A 20,585-nucleotide genomic window follows, 5' to 3' on the forward strand; every position below is an offset into this window, starting at 1 on the left:
ACGCTTTGTCTCGGATGATTCACTTTTACCCCCTCAATCCGCGTATGTGCCAGTTGGGGGTGCGGAATGTGGGTTGATAGTTGGGAGTCGATCGGCTGCTGTAAACCAAGCGGTCGTTCCCTCACGACTGCTGTAAACCAAGCCCGCCGTTTCCTCACGACTGCTGTAAATGAAGCCACAGTTCCCTCACGGCTACTGTAAACCGAGTGGGTAGGAGGGAACTGCGCTTCGAGCACAAGATTGAATTAAAGCGGAGGGAGCGAATAATTCGCAATCCTTTATCCGACCTTCGTAATTATTCGGTTATTCAGCTACTCACGAATGAGAATAATTTGTGGTCGCAGAAAAGAAACAACTTTTCTTTATTTCAAACATCGGACGATCGTCCGATGTTAATGACGAAGGTCGAGCGCTCGAAGGGCGGAGTATGCGTTGACTTTTACAGTTGTCAACACGATAGCCATCGACTGTAAATAGCGATCGATCGCAACGCAGGCATTTGCAGTACAAAATCAGGCGTTTGCAGTACAAAATCAGTGAGATACAGGTATTTGCAGGAACTGCACTCTACCTGTTTTTATCCGAAAATGTCCGGCAAATACCTGAATTTGTCGGTCAACTTGCTGCTTTTTTGTGCTGTTCATGCCTTAACCTCTTGAGGCTGGTTATGGCTGTTCTCGATTAGTAGCAAGCAATGTTTTTGTCCGTACAAAACCTTATTTATTGCTTTTAAATAAAAATAATGCACCCTCATGAATGCGGAATCCTAGCCGCAAAGTCGGGCTTAAGACTTTCTTAAGCTTTAATGACAAATGTAGCTAACTGTAATACAAATTAAGCTGGATATTATACAGCTATAATAAATCACCAGGCCAAGAAGAGCTAACAACGCCGAGCCTGTCGAGCAAACACTTTAAAAAGCAAATAGATAAGCTCGTCAGTTATTGAGTAGCGACGATCGCAACCAGTTATCCTCAGATGGCGGGGGTCACTTTACGCCCCTATTTGGCTCTTTTGGGGTGAAGTTGAAAGTAGTTATAGGTTTATAAAATGAGATAAACTAAACTATTTTTATGACTATGAAGCTCAAGAAATTTCCTCAACAGCAGCAAAATCCGAGACTTTCGAGTCGGCTGGAACTGAGATTGTCTGACTCAGACTACAATCAAATCAAAGCAAGAGCAGAGCAAGTCAATTTGAGCATGAGCGACTTCATGCGCCGTGCAGCTTTGAGAAGAACCCTGCCACGCCCTCTAGCTGCATTTGACTTAAAAGCCTATCAAGTTTTGTGCCAGATTGATGCCCAATTGAGAATTGCAGGAAACAACCTAAATCAAATTACTAAAGCTTGTAATAGTGCTGTGGCATTGGGAGAACCCATTGTTGTCAATACAGGACTCTTAGAAAGCGTACAGCAACTCATTCGAGAAAACGGGGGTGCAATTAAAGCTATGGTTGCAAACCTTGCCAAATCTACAGTACCCTAATTATTAACAAGGCTCGGCTTTACCGCCTGAGCAATCGATTCTGTGCAACTGACGGCTTTTCGGTTATGATTGGCAAACAAATTAAAGGTACAGGCTTTCGGGGCTGTCTGAATTACGTACTGGGCAAAAAAGACGCCGCTCTAATTGGCGGTACTATGTGCGGACAAACTCCTGAAGAACTCGCTGCTGAATTTGCCATCGCCCGACAACTAAGACCTAACCTGAAAGTAGCAGTTTTTCACGCCACTTTATCTGTCGGTAGCACCGAAAAACTAGAAGATTCTGAAGAAAATGACCAACGCTGGCTGGCGATCGCAGCCAACTACATGAAAGCGATGGAATTTGACAACAACCAGTACGCAGTTGTCAAGCACAGCGATACAGAACACGACCACATCCACATCGTCGCCAGTCGCATTTGCCTAGATGGAGGTGTTGTTGACGATAGCTGGGATTATTACAAAAGCCAAGAAACTATTCGCCAACTCGAACGGAACTACAACCTGGAAACTGTTACACCCAGTTGGGAAACAGACAAGCGAGCTCAGACTACAGGAGAACACAGGCAATTAAAAAGCAAGGGAAACAAGAGTGTCAGGGTGCAATTGCAAGACCTAATTGATGAAGTCACCCAAGACAACCCAAGTATGCCAGAATTCGTTGAACGGTTGCAGCAACAAGGCGTAGAGGTGCAAGTCGGATTGACTCGAACTGGCTTCAGTACAGGCATTTCTTACAATTTAGATGGAGTCGCTTTAAGTGGCACTCAGTTGGGTAAAGCCTACACTTTTTGTGGATTGCAGAAGTATCGAGGCATTAGCTATGACAAAGGGCGAGATAACGCCCTAATTGAAGCTTTAATGCAGCCACAACACTTAGCTATCGCCCCCAGTGAGGCAGAGGAAAATGAGCTAGAGTCGTCACAATCCGAATTAGTAGCAAGCGCACCTGGAACTCCTGCAATAGCAAATGAGTTAGGGTTGTCACAATCTGAGCTAGAAACAACTGCACCTGGAACTCCTGCAGCAGCAAATGAGTTAGAGTTACAACTGTCAATCCTTCCTGAAAGGAATGAAACTCAGTGGCAAAAAGTCCGATTGCATCTAGCAGTCGAGTACAGTTTACCTTTAGAATTGCTTGAAAAATTGCACTCTCATTCTTGGCTGTATGCCGACTCAGAAAAGGCTGTATTTACGGCACGGACGCTTGAGGGGGAAGCCAGCTTCGCTTTTGTTCTAGATGAAAGAGGCAACTTTACTACAACCCAACCCCTGTCATCTGAAGCTGCTTTCTGGGTAGCCACTACTGGAGAAATTGAGCGAGCTGTGATTGCCTGTAACCCAATAGAAGCTCTTTCAATTTTGCTTATTGAACAGGAAAATAACCAGGATAACTCTGCAACACTACCACCCACAATTTACCTAGGAATTGAACGAGCTTCACAACTGCCTATACAATTCTTACAAGAACTCGATAGCGTTATTATAGCGATTGCAGAAGATTCTCATCTCGCTCTAAATGCGAGCGCCCTGCTACCGAACGCAGAAGTTGTTAATCCACAGTCAAGTTGGAATGATATCTGGATACAATTAATTGAGCAAGAACAGCAAAATATTCAACAAAATAACCAACCTTATAAACAGCGCATCCAAGAAATTGAATTGGATTAGTTATGGTTCCCTGACAAAGTGAGTATTGTCTAATAAAAATGCTACTTAACAAATTTTCAACTTGCAACCTAAATTACTGATAGCGCTGCCACTAAGTATTACCAATTTATGAATAGATTTATTTATCAACTATTTTTTCTGATTTGGCTAAGTAACTTGAGACGGCGCTTGCTCATTTTTTTTGTGAGCCGACCTTGATAACAATAAATTATTTATACGTTTTTTCGTAAAATTTAGTACCAAAAAAAATGAGCGCTGTCGCGCCAAAAAATAAAGTATCGGAGATAAAAAATGGAAGTCTCACAAACCAACACCTACTACTTCAATAATTTAACCTTCGTCCACCAAACAGAAAACCAACTGTACATTATGGACCGACAAACAACACTTGTCTTGAATTTTCAACAAACAAGCTATCAAACGATCGACCAAATAATCCACGCTCTGCGACTTGTGAGAGACAAAAAAGTCCAAGATCGAAAGTCAATTCTTGAGCAAGAACTGCTGGCATTAAACTTCCAATTCCCTCTCGAAAGCAGCAACCGTAGCAACAACGACACAAATAATGGTAGCAGCAATGGTAGCAGCAACGGCAGCAACAAAAACTGCGAGCTAAAAATCGACTGGTAATTAAATTATGCCGGAGAGACAAGTTTGTTTCTCCGGCAGCCAATAGCAAACATTTTTCGCCACATCCAAAAATGGCTTCCTCTCATAGCAGCATAGGTGTATCTCCTGCACTAAGAGCAAGCCGATATGTTCGACTCGTCGGCTGCAACACTATATCGGCTGGACAATCATATTTGGACGAAAGGCTTTTTCTGATCTAAAAAAAGCCGAGGGGCAAAGTTTTGTGGCGCTGCCCGAAAACATCGCTTTCAAATAAATAGCGTATATACTTGAAATAAAACTAAGTAAGTCGGCGCTTTAAAACGCAACTATGTAAACGATGTAAAGTGTCCAAATGCTCTCTACTGGCTGACTTAAGCCTATTTACATACTGTTACATTATTCGGTTTAATGCCGCCTACCTACTTATCGAAGATATTAAACACAACGAGTCAGTACAGCTATGTCTGCTAAAGATGTCTTTCACGAAGTCGTTAAAATCGCTCTCCAGAAAGATGGATGGCAGATTACTCACGATCCATACACTTTACAAGCAGGAACTCTCGAACTTTACATCGACTTGGGTGCCGAAAGGGTGGTTGCGGCCGAAAAAGACGGACAAAAAATTGCCGTTGAAATCAAAAGCTTTATTGGCCCCTCCAAAATCTCCCAGTTTTACACAGCATTAGGACAATTCATTAGTTATCGAGCAGCTTTGCAACAACAAGAAACTGACCGCATTTTATACCTAGCAGTACCCAGCAATGTCTACGAGAGTTTTTTTACAATGGGGTTTATTCAGTCTTTAATTCAACAAAACAAAATTCATTTAATTGTTTACGATATAGAGCAGGAGGCGATCGCACAATGGCAAATGTAGACCTTTATAGGCAGCACATCCAAAATCTGCTCTCCCAACACGCTAGTCTTGTGTGGGATGAGCGAATTCAGGCTCAAACTATCTTTGATACCGAGCGCGATCATTATCAATTAGTATATGTGGGCTGGCGCAATCAGCGGCGAATTTATGGCCCGGTTTTGCACCTGGATATTATGGACAATAAAATTTGGATTCAGCAGGATGGAACCGAGGTAGGTATTGCCAACGAACTCGTAGAATTAGGAGTTCCTAAACAAGACATAATACTGGGTTTTGACCCCCCTAATATGCGACAATTAAGTGAATTTGCGCTCGGATAGATTACGTTTAAGTGTTAAAAAAAATTAGCTGTTTTGAAGGCTACTTTTTTAATACTTAACCGCTTTCGTCAGCTTGTATAATTTTTGCAACTGGGTGTTATATTTCGTACTTGAACTTAACACTCAGTTGCTTGTGCATAATTCCTCTATCTATTGCTTTCGCCAATGCGCCTCAACTCCTCGTCCCCGACATTCTAAACGTCCTGCATCCCTTTCCCGGCGCAATAGACGGCGAATCAAATTAATTCCCACTGTCGGACACCGTTCCTGCAATTCCCTACTGGAGAATTCTTGAGGCAAATTGTTAATTGCATCCAATACGATCGCCGTTTTAGTTCCTTTTGCGGATGTAACATATCCCACCCGCTGCTCAAACTCCCGATAAGCTGATAGCAGCATGACTCCCAAGAAATACTCCCACGCCTGGTAATAGAAGGAATGTGGTTATAATTGGTGTGAATTGTAGTTAGCACGTCCCGATAACCCGCAATTTCTTGTTCTCAACAATCGTGTGGCGTTGTTTTTTCAGTTACTAATTTCTTAATGCGTTCTAGGGGCACAGTAATGCCTTCAATGCGGTTAGAAGATTCGCTGCTCTGAATAACCGCAGCTTGGCGCAAAGTGCTTAAAACTTGCGGGGCTTGTTGCTTGAATAACTCCTGCTTGCCCTTGTACTCTCCAACCAAGCGAATCGTTTGCAAAAGTCTTTGGTTGAGCTGTTGACTTTCAATGAACCCCTCTTCAAATGACAGCATATCTATTTTATCTCCTTTGTATTAATTATAAACATTTATTGCAGTCAATAACTCGGATATTGCGGGCGCTTAATCAAAACTTTGAAACCCGCTCGCAAGCAGAACCGACGCCAAATCCAGGTAAATAAGTAAGGCGATAGTTGCTTTTAGCCATAGCCCTTGCCTCTCTTGTTGTCCAAGGTTTGACGCTCAGCAAATCGGGTTCAGTTTCCAGTTGCTTTAAATAAGAGCGATCGCCCGTTACAAAGGCGATCGCCTGAGCCAGGAACTTACAACAGCTCAAAGGAGCCTGAACCACCTGCTTTTCAGTAAACCTAACCACAATCCAATTCCACTCTAAGAATAATTGATTGCGGCGCATATCGCTGTCAGCATCACAGGAGTGAGTGGGCTTCTTAGATTTGCCAGCATAAGGTTCATCAATCTCGACATCAATTCCTATCCCAGATGGAGTGTGAATTACAGTAAAATCTGCTGAATAGCTCCTCTGAGATGACGGAATTTTAAACTCTGCTGCTTGGACAACTTCCTCGAAATATTGCTGCAAATATTGCAAAAAGAGTTGTTCACTCACTCCTTGCCGAGCTTGAGATATGCCATTATGACTAACCCGAAGTGACATCAAATCCTTGAGCGCTCGATTTCTGGAATCCAACTCAAGTTGAGCGCTTTTTAAACCTGTCTGCAACCTTTCTTTTTCCACCTTAAAACTAGAAAACTCTTGCTGTTTATTCGAGGATAAATGTTGAGGGAATAATATATTTTGTTGGTTGTACTCAAGAACTTGCTGCTTATACCTGGATAGCAGTTTTTGACGGCAACCAAACACATAACTATAAGCAGCCGCAATTAAACATGAATAAGCAGCTACTACCAACAGCATTTCCCACCACAGCCAACCCCAGGAAATAGCTAACAGCGGAAGTACGATCGCACCATAGAGCCAAAACACCCAAATTAACCACAGCAACTTGACAGATAACACCACAGGTGGTTGAGGCGGAGTCAACAAAACAACAGGTTTCCCGAATTGTTGAGTTTCTTGAAGTTGGGATGAGGTGGCACAACTAGAAGTTGCCTCTGGCAAAGGATATTGATGGCAGAACTGCATTACCACTTTTGGGTAAAAAACTATAGGATAATTCATAACTTTAAATACTCCTTTTTTTAAGAGCGCGGTCGCGCTATTTTTAAGAAAGTTTTTTGAATTGTATGCAAAAAATCACCCAGTCAAACTCACAAAATTTTACTCCTTCTCAACCAGTTAGCAAAATTCAAAAGGACAAACAAATCTCTCTTAAATCCGACGCGGCAACAATGGCTGCGCTTACTCAACTCGAAGAACGCCGCGATTATTATCACACCTGCATCAACGGAGGATACTAAGCATGAATTTAGCCACAGCGACGCTTGCTCAAAGTTCAATAACTGCGGCTCAAGTTTGGCATCAACTAGAGTCAGCAGAAAGCTCAGAAGAAATTGACCAACTGCTGCAATCCCTTTGGCAAACGCAAGAAACTCAGGAACTTGCTGTTGATGCCCATGCCGACTTAGCCGACCAAATTGATGCCGAAATTGCAGGAATTACAGCCCGGATGCAGTATTTGATAGAACTGCATTCAAGAGCTCTCAACAAACTCCAGGGGTGGAGAGAGCGCTTAGATAAAACCGTTCTCTACTTCAACGAGTGCGGCGTGTTAACTTCAGAAATTATTGGTAAACACCGCCGCATTGCTGTCAAGGAAAATCCGCCTACCTGTGAAGTTTTGATTGACCCATCTCAACTGCCAGAACCCTATCGCCGAGTCGAAACCAAAACCGTAATTTCTGCCGACAAAAAGGCGATTTCAGACGCTTGGAAACAAGGAATGCCTGTAGATGGCACTAGGGTTTTCCGCAAGCGCAAAGTGGTTTACAGCTTGCTTCCCGGTAACAATTTACACTCTCTTCAAGCCAACCAGACGCTTGAGAGTCGTTCTTCGGATAAAACGCAGTCCAAAAAACGGCGTTAGCCATCTTTTTAGGTGTCAGGAATACCTTGGTCTGACACCTGAATTGTTAAAGCTCTCCGAATTAGACACCTCCGAATTAAAAATTTCCGAATTAGAGTAGAAAACGCTTGTTTTGTAAGAGCGCAACTTAATTGGGGTCGGGATATCTTACAAATCAATCCAGTATTGAGGGTTCTCCACTTGTTCTTCGGTGACGTTGAACAACTTTGACACTCTATCTTTAATAACCCCGTCAGCATCAAAACTCAAACCTCCAAACTGCTGACTGTTTTCACCTTCTCCAAAAGCAACGCGAGCAAGTGCATCGCTATCGCTATCAGAGAAATAATCCCGTTGGCTTTCCATAGCCGTAGTTGTGCGAACTACTTTCACTTTTTTTCTCCACATTGGGATTGTCATTCTGATGGTAACACGCTACTTCTTTCTTCTAAACCCCTCCAATTGGAGGGGGTGAATATCACTCAGTAGCAGGAATTTGTGAAGGAACAACCTTGTCAAAATCTGGACTATTACTGTGCGTAAGTCCTAAAAATGTAAAAACTAGGATTCAGGAGCTAATCAATGAGCAGAAGAAAACTTACCCCAGAACATCGCTCCACAGAATGGGTAGCTGGGGAAGGACTAAAAATCCCAGTCTTTGATATGTCGTTGACTGACGGTAGAGCAAAGGGGCGGTACCAAGCTGAATCAGAAGTGCTGCGTAACTCCCTGCTTGAACTGCTTTTTGAACCTGAAGAATTAGCATCCCTAAGCATCGTTAAACCAGACCCAAATGATAGCAGCTTCGACCCTCTGAAAAACATCGATTTCGGAGATGGTATTACCAGAAGAGTTGCTTTCAGATCCGGCCAAAATGTGTACTTTGCAGACATTGAACTCTCAACCAAACTGTTGAGCGTATTCAAAACTCAACCCGACCACGCCTGTCGCTATGGCTCACTGCTAGTTAGCAGTTGCAACCTTGGAGCCAAATTATTAGATAGCTCCCTTGACGGCGAAACCTTGCGACTCAAAATTGTTGATTCTCAAAGCGATGACCTAAGTGAAAAAGCGAAAGCTCATAAGTGGCAAACCGGAGACTGTCACGGTAAAATTTCACCGGCACTAGCCCAACAATTAGGAGGGAATTACAACCGACCTTTTCAATTCAGATTTGCCTGGATGCAGGAATGGGGACAAGAAGACTGCCACACTCCAGAAATTAGCTTTCTTGCCAAAGGAACGCTGTTGCCTGATGCTAATTTAACCTCCGACTTGGGTTATGATATCATCATGGATCGCTCCTCTATCAAAGGAGTTGCTAAAGAGCAATTAGCTGAACTTATCCCCTGTGGCGACTACGAATTTCCCAAAGCTATACTGGGAAATCGAGGCAACGCCCAAGTAACTGAATACGAAAATTCCTGGCAATTTTCGATTTGGTATTCCGAAGCAGCTATTGGGGCTGACATAGCCACACCGACCAAAATTGAAGCCCAAAAGCTAGCTGACTTGCAAAATAACCGGCTGCAACTTGCCAAATACTTAGTGGAGCAGCACGACAAAAAAGCTGCTTTTCAATCTAGCCTTCACGAAGACAGCAGCGGATTAGAAGACGAAGCAGATGAAAAAGCCCAGCGCAACGAATCCCGGTTAATATCAATTTTGAGGAACGACAAACTCGGTCAACTCCTCGACTTTCCCAAAGTCGTCGATTTCATGCAAGAACAACTGGCTAAAAAGTGGAAAGACTTAGCAATTAAGGGAGCAATTCATCATGGTTCAGCAATGGCTCAACCTTGTGAAAACCTCAAGCCCGGTACAATTGTTGCCCCCCACTTGCGACACGGCACAGAAGTCATCGTTACCCGATACCCCATCGTCAGTAAAGATAACATCCGCCGCTACACAGTAGACAACAAAAGCCAGCCTGAATTAACGCAGTACAAAGGGTGCGTTTTCATTCGCTCCGACCAAGCCATGCAGCATCATCAATGCGATTTTGACGGCGACCAACTGGTAGTTACGCCTGCTTCCCGAATGCCGAATATCGCCTCTGAAACCAGGCACGCTAATCAAGAGAATGAGTACGATGCAGTTGAGAAGCGAGAGAAAGTTGACTACAATAAAGCTACCGATAGTAATGGCGATCGCAAGTATACCAAATTGCGGCAAATTGCCGTAGCCATCGCCCAAAATAAAATCGGCTGGGTGGCTACCTTAATCGGGAGAGTGCAATCGTCAGCAGCAGAACCGGGACAGCCAGAAAGTTTATTCAATCAACAGAAGCGGCAGCTTCTTGGAAAGCTATTTGATGCCCTGCAAATTGAAGTGGACAGTCCCAAAAGTGCTACTCGCACCGAAGACCACCACCCCACCTTATTGTCCAAGGCTAAGCAGTGGTCAGAACAGCACCCAAGCTACCTATTTGATTACAAAGACGACCCCAGGCTTTACAAAACCGTGCCATTACCTATAGGAGACGGCACCGCTATCAATTGCATTGCTAGGGAGGCTGTTAATCCAGAGTGGGAACCGACTCGTCTAAAAAGCCGCCACCGCGACGAATTTCGCTACCTGTTTGAGTCTCCTTCTGATTTAGATGAACGAGAAAAATGGGAGAAATATTATGTCAGGTGGGCGCAAGATATTAAGGAACGCTATCGAGAAAGGATGGGTGAAATTCACTTGGAGTGCGGCGGCGATTCTAAGGCAATTAAAGAAGCCGTCAGCAAGTTATACGAGAGCTTAAGAGCCGATGTAACTGAAGCTTGGACTGACCCTAAAGAACGGTTTTTAGCTGCTAGTGCGATGTGGCACGTCGAAACCGCAAATCCCAACTTAGAAGTTCCTCGCAAAGCTTGTAAGGAACTTTCTCGCCAACTGCTGATTGAATTCAACCTTGAACCTGAGTACGAGCGACTGCACGAAGCAATGCCAAAAGACACTTACGTTCTGAGCGTCCCTTTCGAGGAATTTGAACGGGACGGCAGCAATAAGACTGTCATGGATAAGAAGCGACAGCCAGTTGGCAAAGACTTAGCTGGACATTGGAAAGAATTGTTAGACAGCAAAGGCATTAAATATGAAGCAACTTTGCATCCGAGCCTGCCAATGGTCAATTTTGCCTTAATTGAACCCAGCGAAAAACTGGTGGGAATTCTTGAGAAAAAGTTTTGCGAAAATGTCAACGACATCGACAGTTTAGACTTAACCTACCGCGATGGTCTTGGTCGCACCAAAGATGTCAGTTCACGTATTGTAGCTCCTGCTGATTATACTTGGCTTGAGTCCCAAAACCAAACACCTAAAGCAGCATTGGTTCTCAATTTGTTTACAGATGAAATTTGCCAGCAATTGCAAACCTTTCAGTTTGACAGAGCTGAACTGATTGGACAGAAGTACAATGACTTGAAAGATGTTGACTTTAGTAGTCCCAAATGGAGGCAGAAAACATTGACTTTTGAGGTGGGTTCTGTTAGCGGTACCGATTCAAGGCGCGACGGCAGCCCTATTGTCCTCCTTGACGGACAAGAATTAGCTATGTTCTCTGCTAATTCACCTAAATTGCCGATCGGCACTACCTTTGAGGCCACTATTGAACCCTCGCCTAAAGGCAGCGCTCTGATCTTAAACATCAACCCTAGCTCTGTGCAACTAATTGAATCAGTTGAGGAACTTTCAGAAGTCGCGCCAACCCCTTGTCAAGACCGATCGCTATCCGTATCGCCAACTCCTTGTCAAGAGCGACCGCTTGTATCGCCAACCCCTACCCAAAAGCGATCGCAATCCGTACCGCCAACCCCTACCCAAAACAAACCGCCATCTCAACCCGAAAACATTGCTGCCAGCCCCGCCCACCTCTCACAATTGCTGAAAGATGCGATTTCTGAAGCATATAACCAAACTGGAGAAACTAAAATCCCTGTGGGGAACTGGACAGCTTTTATTAGCCAATCTCGCAATAATGTTAGGTGTTTAGTCAGAGATAAAGCTGATAATCCGGTCTTGGCTGCTGACTTGAAAACAGGTCAAATCATTAAGAAACTTTCTGAAAACAGCAGCTCTCAGTTTATCAAATACCTCAAAGAAGTTGATGCTGAATTAGCTTCTACATCTTCACCAAAAAGAGATGCAGATACACAACTTTAACATCAACTACCCTACATCTAAGACCGGGTAAGTGTGAACGCCAAGAAAGCTCGTTGACCGAACAGTTAGTTTTTTAGCGAGTTCCAAACAGGAACTATTTATTAGTAGACGACAATTCCCCCTCCGATTGGAGGGGGTCACTTTAACTCCCCAAAACCGCTCTTCCGAGTGAAGTCAGTAGCCATACTGCTCGAATTTCATGGGAAATATCCACTCACGCCGCCACAAAGATTATGGCTACAAAAACAGCATACCGAAGCCGAAGCCAGGGAAACTACATCACCCCTAACACAGCGGAGGGCAAGAAAATCCTCAACTACCTAAGAAATCGCTGCGAGAAAGCTTTAGATTACTGCCTGGACAACGGACTCACCAGCGTAGAAGATTTTGCCGATGCAATTGAAGAACTAACGGAAGCAGACGGCAAACCTGGCATTAGCGTGGAGGTCAAGCACAACGGACTCGTCCTCAGTTTGAGCGATCGACCTGAGTACGGCTCTACCACAGGAAAATACATGATGGAACACTTGGGAGAGCCGGACGACAACCGATTTACTAAAACAGGAATTGAAGCATTACTCGATTCGCCTCGAACTAAAACAAGGTCTAAAAAAGACAATTTACTAGATGAATTGGATGATGAGCCACCCTCCCCCAAGTCTAAATCTAAAGTTGCAACTAAGTCTAAAAAAGACGATTTACTAGATGAATTAGAGGATGAGCAACCCTCGCGTCGATCGAAATCTCAAACGGCCAACAAGTCTCCAAAAGACGATTTGCTAGAGGACTTAGAAGATGATGAACCCTCGCACAAATCGAAATCTAAAGCCAATATCAAATCAAAAAAAGATGAAATAGAAAATTCGGATGACGACGAGCCATCACCCAACTCTCAAACCAAAAGAAGACCCCGAAAAGATGACGTAGAGGAGTTAGAGTCGGAAGAACCACTGGTTAAATCTAAAGCCTTAAGCCGCTCTCCGAGAGATGAGCTAAGTGAGTTAGATGAGTTTGAATTCAAAGAACCTCAACCTAAAGCTAAGCCTCAAACTAAAAGCCACCTTCAAAACTCTGAGCGAGAAGATTTGGAAGACGAAGAATTATCAGCTAAATCCCAAGCCAAAAGAAAACTTCAGACAGATGAAGCGGTAGAAGTTGCTGAATCCTTAGCACGCACACCTTCAAAAACCCGAACGAGCCAACAGCGACCTCAAGGCAAAAAATCAAACGACCAGAACATCGATAGTATCCTCGATGCTGCTGTACAAGTTAGTGGTAGAACAGCCATTTCTGGAAATGAGGTAGAAGGTACAACTGTCAGCGGTATGAGCGGTCAAGTTGCAGTTCTCGCTACTCTGATTGGCAAAAAAGCAGCTTCTCAAATTATAGAAGCTGCTCTTGGGGCTGGAAAAGAGCGCCAAGTTGCCGGTATTGTCAAAAGGCTCCAAGCTCAAAGCCAGCGGGCTGACTCGCTCTCCCAGCGAGTTACCAACTTGGTTGAAGCGGATTCAGTTGCAGATGCAATGGTCGAATCCGAAGCTTTACCGATAGCTGAACCGGAGCCAGAACCGGAACAAAACATCTTACCTGAACCGGATGCCGAATTTGTGTCAACACCCGGTATGCTCTTAGCTAAAGCTGTTAGCAAAGTTCACGGAAAAGTTGATAAAATTTCCGGCAGTGTGAGAGACAACACTTCTGAAAAAACGGCTGCTATTAAGATTGACACAGAGGCGAGTTTTGAAGAACAACTCGTACAAATAAATGAAGCACTCAACCGACTTGAAAAGCGACTCGATACCCTAGAAGAGCGAATAGAAGCTTTAGAGAACAAACTTTCTCTTCAAAAAAGCGAGACAGGCGTTCAAGCTGGCGATGCAAAATTAGAACCGCCCGAAAGCTCGACTCCATCCCTCAGCGACCAATTCGTACAAAACGGAACAGAAATAGGTGAAACAATTTCATTAGAATCAACAATCCCAGCTAGCAGCGCTAACGCTACTGCTAAAAAAATCACTGTGACAGCCCAAAATCTTACTCAGGACTCCCAACTTGCAGCAACACTGGCAAAAATTTACAGCCTAGCTGAAGAAGAAGCAAATGCGGAAGGCATTGCATTAGAAGACGGCGTAGATTTTGGACAAGCCAAACTTTATGTAACAAATTTTGACTCCTCTACCGCTGTCAGCTTAAAAACTAAGGAAGGCGAGGAACTGTTTTCAGCAGTACAGGATAAAACTGGAGAATGGGAAGTTACAAACGACTTCCTGAAACCTGAAGAAAAAGAAGAACTCGACCGTTTAAAGATTTTTCAACAAGCTCTCAACCAAGAACGTCTAGCTGAAATGGTAAAGAGAAGCGGTCAGGATGAAGTGAGCTTTACCGATTCCCAGGGCTCGCGCCTCGACTTTGAAGTCGAATTCAGCGATAAATCCAAGTCGAAGGGTACTGTCAAAGGCTTTAACTCTCACAGCGAGATAGTTTTTGAGGCCAGCCTCCAAAAAGGTAATCTTGAGGTACTTCTGTGCGACATTCCACCAGAAGTAGTTGAAAATCTCCTCTCCCAACAGCAACTTGCTCCAAACCAGAACTCCAACAAGCAGGAAGCGAGAAAAACTGAGACCGAAATGGAAATTTGAAATAACTTTTTTCACTTGCACCCTCCATTTGGAGGGGGTCACTCTCACTGTATAAAATCACCTTTTTTGGCGATTTTGCAGGGATTAGATGCAACTTAAATTAGCATTAAAGCACTAAATTAATCGAGATAGTGACATGGCTACTTACTTAGACCAAACAAGAAATGAACGAAACCGCAACTCATTATCACGCTGGTTAAAACAACAGAAAATCAAACTGGGCGACCTTCCATTCCTCGGCATTTGCCTAGCCTCACTCATCTACTTCAGCATTCATGACCCGCTCTTAATTGCGACTTTAGGCTGCTCCAGCATTGTGTTTTTGAGTTTATGGCATCTCACTAGAGCTATTCCCATTGTAGAGCGATACATAGGCTGCAAAATTCGTTTTTGGCACATTGCCACTGCCATTATCACCTCTACTGCGCTTTGCTCCGTACTCGATTCCCCAGCCAACGCCCTCTTCCTCTCCGGCTTAGAAGAATTTATGCAAGAACTCGCAGAAGGAGCCTCTTCAGCAGGAGGCGAAGCTATTGATACCGAAGTCATCGAACTGATTTTCAACTTAATTCGCGGAGCATTTCTTTTGTTAGTAGCAGCCGCTTCTCTTTTCGCCTACAACCAAGCACAACAAGGTAATGACTGGAGACCAATTGTTACCCAAGTTGCCTTAGCCTTTGCCATTGTAATTGCCGTTGACGTAATAACTTTTCTGTTCGTTGGCAATGGCGGAGGTGGAGGAGCTTAGGGAAGAATGGGAGAGTGGGAGAGGGGGAGAGGGGGAGAAGTTTGAAAACTTGCAACAACCCGATAAAAACTAGAGGGCTTCAACATCTAACATATACTCACCCAATTGAATAGAAATGAGGGATTATGTAACTGCAATCTACCTAAAAATTCAAACAGCTTGCTGTTTACTGCACACCTCTAATCTCCCACTCTTTCACTCTTCCCCTCCCCCACTCTCCCCCCCTCTCCTCCTCTCCCTCTCTCCCCCACTCCCCACTCCCCCACTCTCCCACTCTTTCGTTCACCGACTCTTAGTATGGTTTTTTGACACTGGAAGGAGCCACATAGAAGGGTTATTAATCATGTTGACCAGTGTACCCAGTATTTGATTGTAATGTTGATACAGCTCTCTACCAACCTGAACATCCAAGTAATTGCATTTAACAGCGAATTCAATCCAAGTTTGAGTTTCAGCAGCTTCAGCTTCAGAATCACTTAATTTGGATACAAAAGCTCCTTCATAACGCCGTTTACGCCATGCCTCAGACAAATTGGCACAAACAGAACGCGAAGACCGACGAATTTGATCTGTCAATGAATATCGTTCCTCAATAGGAAACTTTTTAGAGAGTTCAAAAATCTGCATAGCCACATCTAATGCAAGCTGATACACTTCTAAATCTCGGTGGGATTGAATTGGTTTTCTGTTCATTTCAAGCTCTAATTTCTTAACTCCGCTTTCTATTATCCCCTCTCCCACTCTCCCACTCTCCCCCTCTCCGAATCTCCCACTCTCCCCCTCTCCCCCTCCCCCACTCTCCCCCTCCTCTTTCCCTCCCCCTATTACCATGCTTAAAGACCCAGATAAAGACTTTATTTCCGTCAATAAGATTCTCGGCAAACAAGCCAGCATCGGCATCATCCCAGCGGAACAGCTAATTCCCTGGATGCTAATCACTGTAATTTCCTACATCCTCACCAACGGCCTATTCAGCTTAGGAATGCCTTGGTTTTTCATCACTACTTTCTGGCTAATTGTAAGCTGGTGGCTCCTGACAGGTAACAAACCTCACCTTTTTGTAGACAGGTTTAGACCTCCGCCGGGCAATGAGTGGTACAACGGCAATCTTTTATACCTTTCTCCCGTTCCCCAATACCGACCAAACCCGATTCGCCACCGAATCAGCGATTCACAAGTCCGAGTCAAACTTAAACCCAAACTTGCTCCCAATCAACAAGGAGGTAACAGCCGACTTATGCCATTCCAAAACTACCAAAACCTCCTGTGTTTAGTCACTATCAAAAAGGATGGTCGAGAAGTTTCGGGTTACTTACTGAATGAAGGCAGTCAATACCAAATTGTATTCGGATTCGAGACGGCTGGCTTTCACAACATTCTCTACCGTCATGAAGTAAACAATGCAGCTACCGCCTTAGAAGAAGGGCTAAAAGACATTCCCCCAGGTGAAAAAATGACCTTTCATACCGGCTGCTACAGCAGCGATTGCCTTCGCCAGCAACAGTTAACTGAATTGGCTGACAACTGTCACCTCAAACCCATTTCTGTACTCGTTCGTAACGAACAGAAACGCATTCAAGAACTCAACTTAGCAGGCACCAGACAACTGTGGAACCAAACTATTTTCTGCACTTGGACATTCAACGCTCAATCTGGCTCCAAATCCAACGACCCTCTGAGTAAATTCATCAATGGAATTATCAACACAGCCAACAGCATTGCTGCACAATTTACAGGCAACCAGCGCATCTACTCTGAACGCTTTTACAAACAACTGCTGCTCGACGCTTTCGAGCAAGGCTATATCCGGTGGGAACTCTTGCTAAACACCAAAATCGGACTGGAAATTCAACCCATGAATGCCCAAGCATTGTGGGGATGGCTGTGGCAAAAATTCAACAGCGCACCCGTACCCCCTATTCCCCAACTTCTCACCTTAAAAGAAACCGCGTCGGACTACAAACTAACCGAAACCCTCAACAGTCACAAACACGCCTGCACCATTTTAATTGAAGGTATGAGCGGCCGTTCGAGCTGCCCAGAACACAGAAAAGCTAGCTCACGCATTTTGCTCCCCGGCAGAAACGCAGAATGCGGTGTGCTAACAATGGAAGAGGGCCCCGGCGGCTGGCTCAATACCAGAGAGCAACTGCAATGGCTCTGGAAAATTATGAGCAACAGCTACGTCCGCGATACTGAAGCCGTTGTCGAAATTAGCGCCGCTCCCAACTTTATTATTCAAGACAACTTAGCAAGGCAAGCTAAACAATCAAAAAGTGCCAAAAAACGCGCTTTAGAAAAAGGTCAAGGTCGCGATGTAGGAGCAGAAGTCAAACAGGAAGAATCCTTTGAAGCCCAGAAAAAAATGTACAAAGGTGCAAGAGCAATTCACGCTGCTGTCACCTTCTTAGTCTACCGACCAACCCCGGAGCAACTAACACACGCTTCCCAAATGCTCTCCCACAGCTTCGGCTCTGCCAAGGTATTAAGAGAGCGCAACATTGCTTGGCAACTGTGGCTAGAAACTTTGCCCATTACTGTAAGCTGGCTGCTGCATAGCAGTTCGCTAATTAACGAACGCCGCCTCACCTTAGACACCGAAACTGTCCCCGGTATTTTGCCCTTAACTGCTGTAAGGGACATCGACTCAAAAGGAGTTGAATTCATCACCAAAGGCGGCAAACCCGTGTACGTTGACCTCATGCACAACCAAACCAGCCGCGCCGTTATAACAGGCGAGTCTGGTTCCGGTAAAAGTGTTTTGGGATGGCGATTTGCAGCCGATGCAATAGCCGCTAATATCCCAGTAGTCGGTATGGACATCTCAGCAGGAAGCGGCAGCACCTTTGAGACCGCAGTGAAACTGTTAGGCGACGACGGTGCGTACTACGACATCACCTCTGGAAGCTCAAATCTACTCGAAATACCCGATTTGAGACGCTTTGATAGAGAAGAACGATCGCGCCGACTAGACCAATGGAAAGAGTTTATCAGAAAAGCGCTGACTATTATCAGCATGGGTAAAGTCCGCGACCCAAAATTAGCGCAGCGAGTCGATGCCATGTTGCTGCTAACTCTGAAAAAATTTCTGGAAGACCCAGACATTATCGAGCGCTACAATACGGCATTTGAAAAAGGCTGGAAATCGACCGCGTGGCAAGAAATGCCAACCCTCACAAACCTCCTGAAATTCTGCACAAAAGAGCAACTAAACCTACAAAACTTTACCGACTTCGACCGCATTGCCATCAACCAAATTATCACTCAATGCAACGCATTACTAGCCTCACCTTTAGGGAAAGCAATTGGCAGACCGAGTACATTTTCACCCGAACCCGCTGTTAAGTTTTTTGCCCTTAGCGGTTTGGGTAACGAACAAGACCAGTATTTAATGGCCATTAACGCCCACGCTGCTTGCATCCGCAACGCACTTTCTCACCCTAAAAGCCTATTTATCGGAGACGAACTTTCGATTTTGTTTAAAAAAGACGGATTTGCTGAAGTAGTAGGCGAACTCTGTGCAGTGGGTAGAAAGAATGGCATTTCAGTGCTCTTGCTAGCCCAAGATATCGACAGTATTTGCGATTGTAGTGCGGGAACTATGATTATGCAAAACATGGTGTATCGAATTACCGGAAGATTGACATCAAACGGAGCCACTTCTTGGATTAAACGTTTGGCATATCCGGCTGAAATTATTAGCCAAAATGCCACAGAAGCTTTCCTTCCCAGAGCTGCCGACCTTTATTCCAATTGGCTAATTGAAAAAGGAGGTCGTTTCTGGCAAAGCCGATACTATCCAGGCGAAATGATATTAGCAAGTGTGGCTAACAATCAAGCTGAATTGATGGCTCGCGCACGAGTGATGGCTCAATATCCCAATACGTTAAAAGGCCAACTGCTAGCACTCAAACAATTTGCCTCTGAATATGTACAAGCCGTTAAAGAAGGGCGTTCATTAGCCAATATTGGCAAGAATGCAGTCACTGATATCAATGGACACAAATCCCCTCAAGACCTTATTGCTAGCTAGACGGAGAAAAGCCGATGAAATCACCGAAGTTTGTTGTCAAACTTGCCCTCAGTATTCCTGCAATTTGGCTGAGCTTAATACTAAATTCTGTTGAAGCAAAAGCTCAAACCTCTGACAGCAATCCGACTGCAACACAGCTTCCCAGCTTAAACAATCCTAACAGCAGCACTTTCAACCGCTCCAGCTTCACAGTTCCCAATCAACAAATAGAAAGCCAAATCCAACAATCAGCTAATAACTTCTTGAGCAACCCGAAAGAAATAGGAGGTATAGAAAACACAATTAGCGACATAACAGGCGAAATTTCAGATACCATCTCCACCATCTCCGACAGCATCTCAGGCATCTGGGACAATTTGTTAAATAAAGTCGAAAAATTTAGCAGTGAAATAGAGTCAACCCTCTCTTCATTTCTGGGAGAATTGAAAGTTCCAGACCTAAAAGAAGCAGTTAAAAGCATAATGGACGGCAACACCTCCGAAAGCGAAGGGACAAAACTATCCGCTGCTTTAGAGAAGAGACCACAAGATTCTTACAGCCTCAAAGAGAATACCGCAGAACTCGCAGAAAGAGAAAGTGCTGTCAGTGAAGCCAATAAAGCCACTCTCAGTAAAGAAGCTCAACAAAAGCAAGCTCAGATGAAAGAAATTGTCCAGCAAAACGTAGAGCAAACTAATCGCGAGAGCCAAAATTCAATGGAATTGGGTGCTGATTCAGAAGGTCAAGATGTCACCCAGAACATTATGAGAAATATATCTCAACAAAGTGCGATCGCAGCTAAGCAAGCAGCCTTATCAGCAGAAAATCAAAGTGCTTTAGTCATGCAGGGCCAGCAAGCTCAAATCGATCGCAGTTTTGCCAACATTCTCAACGCTCAACAAGCTGAAGAACTCAACGAAATTACCACAGCCCAGAGACGGCAAGATGCTGCGGCGGCTACCGCTTCTTCTACTCAAGCCGGACTGTTCCAAATGCCGGGAGGCATCACCTTGGGTGAATAAGGGGAGGGGGAAGGGGAAGGGGAAGGGGGAGGAAGGATAAACTTTCGCTTTTTTGAGTTGCACCTTCTTCTGTCACTTATCAAAGTGTAAATAATCAGCTCCCCAATGTAGAAAATGACGCGATTTTCCCCAAATTTTTCTACCCTTCCCCTTCCCCTTCCCCCTCCCCCTCTCTTCCCCCTTCCTCAACTCCGAAACTACCACTAATTAGTAGCGAGCAAAGCTAATAATAACCTGGTTTTTCCTTCCCCTTCCCCTTCCCCCTCCCCCTCTCTCCCTCTCCTTCCCCTTCCCCTTTCC

Annotated in this window: 17 protein-coding genes; 12 read left to right on the forward strand and 5 right to left on the reverse strand. The window is 44.5% G+C overall.

Annotated features, from left to right (window positions below; genetic code table 11):
• Positions 1–1,073 precede the first annotated feature (1,073 nt).
• The 5 genes from QUB10_RS23725 to QUB10_RS23745 all read left to right on the forward strand — a co-directional run bounded on the left by QUB10_RS23725 (position 1,074) and on the right by QUB10_RS23745 (position 4,966).
• Positions 1,074–1,487 (forward strand): plasmid mobilization protein, encoded by a 414-nt coding sequence (locus QUB10_RS23725; RefSeq protein ID WP_333205698.1) that lies wholly within the window; start codon positions 1,074–1,076, stop codon positions 1,485–1,487.
• 65 nt (positions 1,488–1,552) lie between these two features.
• Complete coding sequence (locus tag QUB10_RS23730; RefSeq protein WP_333205699.1) at positions 1,553–3,157, forward strand: relaxase/mobilization nuclease domain-containing protein; 1,605 nt, start codon at positions 1,553–1,555, stop codon at positions 3,155–3,157.
• Positions 3,158–3,448: 291 nt separating this feature from the next.
• Positions 3,449–3,787, forward strand: coding sequence for a hypothetical protein (locus QUB10_RS23735; RefSeq protein WP_333205700.1), 339 nt, complete (start codon positions 3,449–3,451; stop codon positions 3,785–3,787).
• A gap of 442 nt (positions 3,788–4,229) precedes the next feature.
• On the forward strand, positions 4,230–4,646 hold the full coding sequence (locus tag QUB10_RS23740) for an element excision factor XisH family protein (protein WP_333205701.1): 417 nt from the start codon (positions 4,230–4,232) through the stop codon (positions 4,644–4,646).
• Positions 4,634–4,966 carry a XisI protein gene (locus tag QUB10_RS23745; protein WP_333205702.1) on the forward strand — a complete coding sequence of 111 codons (333 nt, stop codon included), beginning with the start codon at positions 4,634–4,636 and terminating at the stop codon, positions 4,964–4,966. Before QUB10_RS23740 ends, QUB10_RS23745 begins: the two co-directional genes overlap by 13 nt.
• A gap of 150 nt (positions 4,967–5,116) precedes the next feature.
• On the opposite strand, the gene QUB10_RS23750 is transcribed toward QUB10_RS23745, so the two are convergent.
• From QUB10_RS23750 to QUB10_RS23760, 3 genes are all read right to left on the reverse strand, one after another.
• A complete protein-coding gene (locus QUB10_RS23750; protein ID WP_333205703.1) occupies positions 5,117–5,365 on the reverse strand; it encodes a hypothetical protein in 249 nt (82 codons plus the stop codon).
• Positions 5,366–5,466: 101 nt separating this feature from the next.
• A complete protein-coding gene (locus QUB10_RS23755; RefSeq protein WP_333205704.1) occupies positions 5,467–5,721 on the reverse strand; it encodes a hypothetical protein in 255 nt (84 codons plus the stop codon).
• 73 nt (positions 5,722–5,794) lie between these two features.
• The gene (locus QUB10_RS23760; protein ID WP_333205705.1) at positions 5,795–6,868 is read right to left on the reverse strand and encodes a hypothetical protein; all 1,074 of its coding nucleotides are present in this window, start codon (positions 6,866–6,868) and stop codon (positions 5,795–5,797) included.
• 65 nt (positions 6,869–6,933) lie between these two features.
• Between QUB10_RS23760 and QUB10_RS23765 the strand changes: the two genes are divergently transcribed.
• Together QUB10_RS23765 and QUB10_RS23770 are read left to right on the forward strand one after the other, a co-directional pair.
• A complete protein-coding gene (locus QUB10_RS23765) occupies positions 6,934–7,107 on the forward strand; it encodes a hypothetical protein (protein WP_333205706.1) in 174 nt (57 codons plus the stop codon).
• A gap of 2 nt (positions 7,108–7,109) precedes the next feature.
• Positions 7,110–7,733, forward strand: a complete 624-nt coding sequence (locus tag QUB10_RS23770; protein WP_333205707.1) for a siphovirus Gp157 family protein — start codon at positions 7,110–7,112, stop codon at positions 7,731–7,733.
• Between the two features lie 147 nt (positions 7,734–7,880).
• Here the strand turns inward: QUB10_RS23770 and QUB10_RS23775 are convergent, their stop codons facing one another.
• A complete protein-coding gene (locus QUB10_RS23775) occupies positions 7,881–8,120 on the reverse strand; it encodes a hypothetical protein (RefSeq protein ID WP_333151774.1) in 240 nt (79 codons plus the stop codon).
• A gap of 174 nt (positions 8,121–8,294) precedes the next feature.
• Here QUB10_RS23775 and QUB10_RS23780 point away from each other — a divergent pair, with 174 nt between their 5' ends.
• The 3 genes from QUB10_RS23780 (at position 8,295) to QUB10_RS23790 (ending at position 15,251) form a co-directional block, all read left to right on the forward strand.
• The gene (locus QUB10_RS23780; RefSeq protein WP_333205708.1) at positions 8,295–11,864 is read left to right on the forward strand and encodes a hypothetical protein; all 3,570 of its coding nucleotides are present in this window, start codon (positions 8,295–8,297) and stop codon (positions 11,862–11,864) included.
• 233 nt (positions 11,865–12,097) lie between these two features.
• The gene (locus QUB10_RS23785; protein WP_333205709.1) at positions 12,098–14,503 is read left to right on the forward strand and encodes a hypothetical protein; all 2,406 of its coding nucleotides are present in this window, start codon (positions 12,098–12,100) and stop codon (positions 14,501–14,503) included.
• 136 nt (positions 14,504–14,639) lie between these two features.
• On the forward strand, positions 14,640–15,251 hold the full coding sequence (locus tag QUB10_RS23790; RefSeq protein ID WP_333109686.1) for a hypothetical protein: 612 nt from the start codon (positions 14,640–14,642) through the stop codon (positions 15,249–15,251).
• Positions 15,252–15,533: 282 nt separating this feature from the next.
• On the opposite strand, the gene QUB10_RS23795 is transcribed toward QUB10_RS23790, so the two are convergent.
• Positions 15,534–15,992: a four helix bundle protein gene (locus QUB10_RS23795; protein WP_333151780.1), complete on the reverse strand. Its 459-nt coding sequence runs from the start codon at positions 15,990–15,992 to the stop codon at positions 15,534–15,536.
• 88 nt (positions 15,993–16,080) lie between these two features.
• On the opposite strand from QUB10_RS23795, the gene QUB10_RS23800 reads away from it, so the two are divergent.
• Together QUB10_RS23800 and QUB10_RS23805 are read left to right on the forward strand one after the other, a co-directional pair.
• Positions 16,081–19,284, forward strand: coding sequence for a hypothetical protein (locus QUB10_RS23800; RefSeq protein ID WP_333205710.1), 3,204 nt, complete (start codon positions 16,081–16,083; stop codon positions 19,282–19,284).
• A 14-nt stretch (positions 19,285–19,298) separates the two neighbouring features.
• On the forward strand, positions 19,299–20,285 hold the full coding sequence (locus QUB10_RS23805; protein WP_333205711.1) for a hypothetical protein: 987 nt from the start codon (positions 19,299–19,301) through the stop codon (positions 20,283–20,285).
• Positions 20,286–20,585 lie beyond the last annotated feature (300 nt).

It is taken from the genome of Microcoleus sp. B5-D4 (genome assembly GCF_036705145.1).
Lineage (GTDB): Bacteria > Cyanobacteriota > Cyanobacteriia > Cyanobacteriales > Microcoleaceae > Microcoleus.

Bases quoted from the DNA above. Each gene is read 5' to 3' on its own strand.
- QUB10_RS23800 (WP_333205710.1), top strand. From the start codon at position 16,081: ATGCTTAAAGACCCAGATAAAGACTTTATTTCCGTCAATAAGATTCTC.
- QUB10_RS23805 (WP_333205711.1), top strand. From the start codon at position 19,299: ATGAAATCACCGAAGTTTGTTGTCAAACTTGCCCTCAGTATTCCTGCA.
- QUB10_RS23790 (WP_333109686.1), top strand. From the start codon at position 14,640: ATGGCTACTTACTTAGACCAAACAAGAAATGAACGAAACCGCAACTCA.
- QUB10_RS23765 (WP_333205706.1), top strand. From the start codon at position 6,934: ATGCAAAAAATCACCCAGTCAAACTCACAAAATTTTACTCCTTCTCAA.
- QUB10_RS23730 (WP_333205699.1), top strand. From the start codon at position 1,553: ATGATTGGCAAACAAATTAAAGGTACAGGCTTTCGGGGCTGTCTGAAT.
- QUB10_RS23760 (WP_333205705.1), bottom strand. From the start codon at position 6,868: ATGAATTATCCTATAGTTTTTTACCCAAAAGTGGTAATGCAGTTCTGC.
- QUB10_RS23725 (WP_333205698.1), top strand. From the start codon at position 1,074: ATGACTATGAAGCTCAAGAAATTTCCTCAACAGCAGCAAAATCCGAGA.
- QUB10_RS23735 (WP_333205700.1), top strand. From the start codon at position 3,449: ATGGAAGTCTCACAAACCAACACCTACTACTTCAATAATTTAACCTTC.
- QUB10_RS23785 (WP_333205709.1), top strand. From the start codon at position 12,098: ATGGCTACAAAAACAGCATACCGAAGCCGAAGCCAGGGAAACTACATC.
- QUB10_RS23755 (WP_333205704.1), bottom strand. From the start codon at position 5,721: ATGCTGTCATTTGAAGAGGGGTTCATTGAAAGTCAACAGCTCAACCAA.
- QUB10_RS23780 (WP_333205708.1), top strand. From the start codon at position 8,295: ATGAGCAGAAGAAAACTTACCCCAGAACATCGCTCCACAGAATGGGTA.
- QUB10_RS23750 (WP_333205703.1), bottom strand. From the start codon at position 5,365: ATGCTGCTATCAGCTTATCGGGAGTTTGAGCAGCGGGTGGGATATGTT.
- QUB10_RS23775 (WP_333151774.1), bottom strand. From the start codon at position 8,120: ATGTGGAGAAAAAAAGTGAAAGTAGTTCGCACAACTACGGCTATGGAA.
- QUB10_RS23740 (WP_333205701.1), top strand. From the start codon at position 4,230: ATGTCTGCTAAAGATGTCTTTCACGAAGTCGTTAAAATCGCTCTCCAG.
- QUB10_RS23745 (WP_333205702.1), top strand. From the start codon at position 4,634: ATGGCAAATGTAGACCTTTATAGGCAGCACATCCAAAATCTGCTCTCC.
- QUB10_RS23770 (WP_333205707.1), top strand. From the start codon at position 7,110: ATGAATTTAGCCACAGCGACGCTTGCTCAAAGTTCAATAACTGCGGCT.